At 62.3% G+C, this 6,510-nt stretch carries 3 protein-coding genes; all 3 read left to right on the top strand.

Translation table 11 applies throughout. The features are described from left to right. A partial coding sequence (locus tag BI292_RS08475; RefSeq protein ID WP_157831231.1) for an SUMF1/EgtB/PvdO family nonheme iron enzyme occupies positions 1-183 on the top strand: 183 nt, incomplete at its 5' end. A 131-nt stretch (positions 184-314) separates the two neighbouring features. Next, a complete protein-coding gene (locus tag BI292_RS08470; RefSeq protein WP_101207604.1) occupies positions 315-1,973 on the top strand; it encodes a cyclic peptide export ABC transporter in 1,659 nt (552 codons plus the stop codon). A 34-nt stretch (positions 1,974-2,007) separates the two neighbouring features. Then, entirely contained in the window at positions 2,008-6,153 is a 4,146-nt protein-coding gene (locus BI292_RS08465) for a non-ribosomal peptide synthetase (protein ID WP_101207603.1), read from the top strand. Positions 6,154-6,510 lie beyond the last annotated feature (357 nt).

The following is a 6,510-nucleotide window of genomic DNA, read 5'->3' as shown; positions in this document are numbered from 1 at the left end:
GAAAACTACCTTGGCGCCCCGAGCGACGGCAGTGCCTGGCTGACCGGCGACTGCAAAGTGCGGCGCATCCGCGGCAATGACTGGGGCGAAGCGCCGGTGTTCTCGCGTTCGGGCAACCGCAACGCGACCTACACCGACACCCGCGGCGACTGGATCGGCTTTCGCGTCGCTCGGGATCTGTGAGGCCACCACCTCCTGTCGCATGACCTGCAACAAACCCGTGCGCGGCTAAATCGTCGCCCACGGGTTTCGTCTTTCAAGCAGCCAAACTCTTGAACCATTGCCCATTGCGGCCCTTGAAGCGGAAAACTTCCATGACCTCAAAATCGCGCGGAGCCTTCAGTGAAGTCCTCGGCCTGCTCAAGCCTTTCCGGGTCATCGTCGTCGTGTCGATCCTGCTCGGCATGCTCGGTGGCCTGAGCATCACCGCGTTGCTGGCGACCATCAATGACGCGCTGAACGCCGCCACCAGCCCGTCACCGCGTGCATTGGCGGTGTTTGTCGGGCTGTGCGTGGTCGCGTTGACCACGCAGATTCTGTCGGACATCGGCACCAACCACGTCGGCCAGCACATCATTGCCGGCCTGCGAAAATCGCTGGGTGAAAAAGTCCTGCTGGCGCCGATCGAACAGATCGAACGCTTTCGCAGTTATCGACTGATTCCGGTGCTGACCCACGACGTCGACACCGTCAGCGATTTCGCTTTCTCGTTCGCGCCGCTGGCGATTGCGTTCACCGTGACCCTCGGCTGCCTGAGCTACCTGGCGTATTTGTCGCTGCCGATGTTTGCCTTGCTGCTGGTCGCGCTGACCATCGGCACCGCCCTGCAATACGTGGCGCGGGCCAAGGGCATCAAGGGTTTCCAGGCCGCTCGCGAAGCCGAGGACGAACTGCAAAAACACTACAGCGCGATTGCCGCCGGGGCCAAGGAACTGCGCATCCATCGTCCACGCCGCCAGCGCATGTTCAGCCAGCGCATCGAAGGCACCGCCGACTTCATCTGCAATACGCACATCCGCGCGGTCAACACTTTTGTGGTCGCGAAGACCCTCGGCTCGATGCTGTTTTTCGTGGTGATCGGTCTGGCGCTGGCCCTGCAATCGTTCTGGTTGGGCACTGACAAAGCCGTGCTCAGCGGTTTTGTGCTGGTGCTGTTGTACATGAAAGGCCCGATAGAATATTTGGTGACCACCCTGCCCGTGGTCAGCCGCGCCAACATCGCGTTCAAGCGCATTGCCGACCTCGCCGAGCAGTTTTCGTCGCCGGAACCGCACTTGTTGCTCAGCGACAAAGACGCGGCCAAACCGCTGGTCGAACACCTGGAAATGCGCGACGTGCATTTTGCCTTTCCGGCGGTGGACGGCAGCACGCCGTTCGCCCTCGGCCCGGTCAACCTGTCGATTGCCCAAGGCGAGATTGTGTTCATCGTTGGCGAAAACGGCGGCGGTAAAACCACGCTGATCAAACTGCTGCTCGGTCTGTATGCGCCACAGGGCGGTGAAATCATCCTCAACGGCGAGCCGGTACTGGCGAAAAACCGCGACGATTATCGCCAGTTGTTCACCACGATTTTTGCCGATTACTACCTGTTCGATGAACTGGTGCAGGGCGATCAGAAGGTACCCGAAGACGCCAGCCGATACCTCGAACGCCTGGAAATCTCGCACAAGGTGAGCATCCGCGACGGCGCTTTCACCACCACCGACCTGTCGACCGGCCAGCGCAAACGCCTGGCGCTGCTGAACGCGTGGCTCGAAGAACGCCCGGTGCTGCTGTTCGACGAGTGGGCGGCCGACCAGGATCCGGTGTTCCGGCGCATTTTCTACACCGAGCTGCTGCCGGAGCTGAAATACCTGGGCAAGACCATCATCGTCATTTCCCACGATGACCGTTACTTCGATGTCGCCGACCAGTTGGTGCGCATGGAGGGCGGACGGGTCGTCAGCGAAAAAGCCCCGTTGGCCACCGCCTGAGCCGCCCCACTTTCTGCGCCTTTTGTGAGCTCCCATGAACGAACTTCTTGATGATGATCTGCTGGCGCTGCTGCTGGCAGAGGCCGATGACGACGTCCACGCCCCGCCGAACACAACCCGACTGGAGCAAGCGCCGCTGTCGTTTGCCCAGCAGCGCTTGTGGCTGGAGCAGCAACGCGCGCCGCACAGTTCGGCGTACAACTTGCCGCGCGCCTTGCGCCTGAGCGGTGAGCTGCACGCCGATGCGCTGGAAGCGGCGCTGAATCGCGTGATCGACCGCCACGACATCCTGCGCAGCGCCTTCACCGAACTCGATGGCGTGCCAACGCAGATCGTCGAGCGTAAAGCGCGGCTGACCCTGCACCGCGAAGACCTGTCGGCGCTCGACGAGCAGGCCCGCGCCGCAGCACTGGCGCAACGCATCCAGGATCAAGCAACGCTGGCTTTCGATCTGCGCCAGGCACCGTTGATTCGGGCGACGTTGCTGACCACCGCGCCGGGGCAATACCTGTTGCTGCTGAACATGCACCACATCGTCTCGGACGCCTGGTCCAACGCGATCCTCATGGAGGATTTGTCGCGCGCCTACGCTCAGGCGCGGGCCGGTGATGATTCGCCGTTGCCGCCGCTGCACTTGCAGTACGCCGATCATGCGCACTGGCAGCGCGGCGAATACCTCGACAGCAGCGCTTGCGCGCGCAGCGGCGATTACTGGCGCGAGTACCTGGGCGGTGAATTGCCGGTGCTTGAATTACCGCAGGACGCGACTCGCGCCGACGGTCAGCAGCACTTGGCCGGACGCTTGCAGTGGACCCTTGAACCGGCTCTCGCCGAGGCCTTCAACGCGTTCTGCCAGCGTCAGGGATTGACGCCATTTGTGCTGGCGCTGGGCGCCTGGCAATTGCTGCTGGCGCGCTACAGCAACCAGAACGACTTCACCGTCGGCGTGCCCAACGCCAACCGCAATCGCGGCGAAACCCAGGAGCTGGTGGGGTTTTTTGTCAGCAGCCAGGTGTACCGCGTGCGCCTCGATCCGTGCCAGCGCACGGTGGATTTTCTGAAGGCACTGCGCGGCCAGTCGCTGGCGGCGATGGACCATGCCGATTACCCGCTGGAACTGCTGATCGACCAGTTACAACGGCCGACCAACCACAGCGCAAATCCACTGTTCCAGGTGTTGTTCAATTGGCGCACGGGCGGTGCGGACGCGCCGCCGATGGTTTGGGATGGGCTGACGCTGGACTTCCTTGATGCCGGGGAAAATCAGGCGAAATTCGACCTGTCGCTGGATGTCGAATACTCCGCGCAAGGCCTGACGGCCAGTCTGGAGTTCAGTCGCGACCTCTACCAGGTCACCACCATCGAGCGCATCGCCGGGCATTGGCAGAACTTGCTGCAAGCGATGATTCAGACACCTGAACGCAGCGTCGGCGAGTTGCCGATGCTCAGCCCGGACGAACACCGCCAGACCCTCGCCGAGTGGAATCCACAGCCAACCCGGCTGCCGCGCCAACGCTGTCTGCATCAGGCGATCGAGGCACAGGCCCGCCGTGCCGGTGAAGCCATCGCATTGACGTTTGGCGAACAGCACATGAGTTACGCCGAGCTCAATCGCCAGGCCAATCGCCTGGCTCATCAATTGATCGGCGCAGGGGTCGGCCCGGAAGTGCTGGTGGGCATCGCGGCGGAACGCACGCCACAGATGATCATCGGCCTGCTGGCGATCCTCAAGGCCGGCGGCGCTTACGTGCCGCTCGACCCGGCGTATCCGGCCGAGCGACTGGCCTACATGATTGAGGACAGCGGTATCACCTTGGTCCTGACCCAGGCGCACCTGCGTGAACAACTGGCGCTGCCGCCCGAGGTGCGCTGCCTGATCCTCGAGCCGACGGCCAGTGGCGCCGAGCACAATCCCGATGTTGCGGTGCACCCGGACAACCTCGCCTATGTGATTTACACCTCCGGCTCCACCGGCAAACCGAAAGGCGCGCTGCTGCCGCACCACAACGTGATGCGTCTGTTTGACGCCACGGCTGACTGGTTTGCTTTCAATCAGCGCGACGTCTGGTGCCTGTTTCATTCCTACGCGTTCGATTTCTCGGTGTGGGAAATCTTCGGCGCACTGCTGCACGGTGGCCGACTGGTGATCGTGCCGCACGCGATCAGCCGTTCGCCGCAAGACATGTACGCGCTGCTCTGCGCAGAAAAAGTCAGCGTGCTGAACCAGACGCCTTCGGCGTTCAAGCAATTGATGCAAATTGCCTGCGCGCCGGGCCAGAGCCTGAAGCAACAGTTGCGTTACGTGATTTTTGGTGGCGAGGCGATCGACGTGCAAAGCCTGCGCCCGTGGTTCGAGCGCTTCGGCGATCACGCGCCACAGTTGGTCAATATGTACGGCATCACCGAAACCACCGTGCACGTGACGTACCGGCCGCTGTCGCTGGCCGACCTCGACTGCGCGGCGGCCAGCCCGTTAGGCGTGCCGATTGTCGACCTGTCGTGGTACGTGCTCGACCCGCAGCTAAACCCGGTGGCCAAAGGTTGTATCGGCGAGCTGTATGTCGGCGGCGCCGGCCTGGCGCGCGGCTACCTGAACCGCCGGAGCCTGAGCGCCAGCCGTTTCATTCCTGACCCGTTCGACACGTTGCCCGGCGGGCTGTTGTATCGCACTGGCGACCTCGCCCGCTATGGCGCCGACGGCAGCATCGAATACGCCGGGCGCATCGATCATCAGGTAAAAATTCGCGGTTTCCGCATCGAGCTGGGGGAAATTCAGGCGCGCCTCCAAGGCTTGCCAGCGGTGCGCGATTGCGTGGTGCTGACACACGAAGGGCCGAGCGGGCAGCAACTGGTCGGCTACGTGATTGCGAGCGAACCACCGACCGCCGAACTGCGCGAGCAATTGCTCGCCGCGCTGCGGTCACAGTTGCCGGACTACATGGTGCCGGCGCATTTGTCGTTCATCGAAGATTTCCCGCTGAATGCCAACGGCAAACTCGACCGCAGTAAATTGCCGGCGCCCGACGCCAGTCTGTGGCAGCAAGCTTACGTGGCGCCGCAAACACCGCTGGAGCAAGCGCTGGCGGAACTCTGGCAACAAGCGCTGGGGGTTGACCGGGTCGGCATCAGCGACAATTTCTTCGAACTCGGCGGGCACTCGATTCTGGCGATCCAGTTCATTTCCACGCTGAAGGCGCAATTGAACATCGACCTGCGCCTGCAAGAACTGCTGGCGCACCCGAGCATTGCGCAGTTGGCGGCGTTTCTTTCGCGCAAGCATCGCGATCAGAGCCAATGCGTGGTCGAACTGAACAGCGCGCCAAGCGGATCGCCCACACTGTTCTGTTTGCACCCCAGCGGCGGCATTGTGTTTTGCTACCAGCCGTTGGCGAAAAAACTCAAGGCGCATGCGGCGGTGAGCGGCGTGATGCATCGCGGGTTCAGCGAGCAGCATAACGACACAAACACCTGGGACGAGATGATTGCCGATTACAGCAGCGAAATCATCAAGGCCCAACCGCAAGGCCCTTATCACCTGCTGGGCTGGTCACTGGGCGGCGCCATCGCACTGGACATCGCCGCCACGCTGGAAGGCTTGGGCCATCAGGTGGCTTTTTTAGGCTTGGTCGACAGCACCGTTCCAGAGCACCTGTACCCCGCCGACCTGCCGCGCCAGCGCCAACTCCACGAGGCGAGCCACAGCGAAGCCTCGGAAGAAATCCGCGATGCCATTCACTACTTCGACCTGCTGTTCCCGACGCTGACCGAGCACACGGCGGCGTGGCTGCGAGATTCGCCGCTAGGTTCGGTGAAAGGGTTTTATGACTGGGCAACCGGGCTGGTCGAACCCGGCCAGGGCGACTTGCTGGCGACCGTGCAAAACATCAAAAACGAAGTCATGAATGCCCAGGCGTTCGCGGTACACGATCGGCTGGTCGAAGCGTTCGCTGCCTTCACCTTCAAACCGGTGACCGTCCAGCCAAGCTGCTGGTGGGCCACGCCGGAAAAAACCGCGCAGGAACTGGCTTTCAACGAAACCCTGATCAAACGCTACAGCCGCACCGGCGCACTCAACTGCTCAATGCACTCACCGCTGCTGCACCGGAGCATGATCTTCGACGACACACTGATCGAATCAGTGATTGAAACATTCCTCGCAAGCTTGAGCACCCAGCGTTAACCCCCCTCCTCCTCCTCAGTAGAAATGCAGCGACGCGATGAAGTGATCCAGACACATCGCGTCGCTGCCTATCGCGAGCAAGCTCGCTCCCACATTTTGATGTTTTTGAATCAGCAAGAAAGTGGTTGGCTGTTAGGGAGCTATCGCGAGCAGGCTCACTCCTACAGGGATTGCGCATATCCGGGAGAGAGAGGTCGGCTATCAGGCCGCCTCGCGGCGCTGTTGCGGTGCCCGCCCCCTCGTGAGGCCGAGCGCAGGTTCTGCGCAGTGGGCAACCCGGCAAGGATGCCGGGTTAGCCGCCCCCGGCCAGGGATGGCCGATGGCGGCGGGCCCACGGAGCAGGACCGGAGCGAGGG

It is taken from the genome of Pseudomonas sp. 43NM1, assembly GCF_002836905.1.
In the GTDB taxonomy this organism is placed as follows: domain Bacteria; phylum Pseudomonadota; class Gammaproteobacteria; order Pseudomonadales; family Pseudomonadaceae; genus Aquipseudomonas; species Aquipseudomonas prosekii.
Note: the sequence above shows the minus strand (reverse complement) of the source record. Positions and strands in the feature narration are given on the sequence as shown.

Excerpts from the sequence above, each read along its gene's own strand:
- BI292_RS08465 (WP_101207603.1), top strand. The coding sequence starts at position 2,008 with ATGAACGAACTTCTTGATGATGATCTGCTGGCGCTGCTGCTGGCAGAG.
- BI292_RS08470 (WP_101207604.1), top strand. The coding sequence starts at position 315 with ATGACCTCAAAATCGCGCGGAGCCTTCAGTGAAGTCCTCGGCCTGCTC.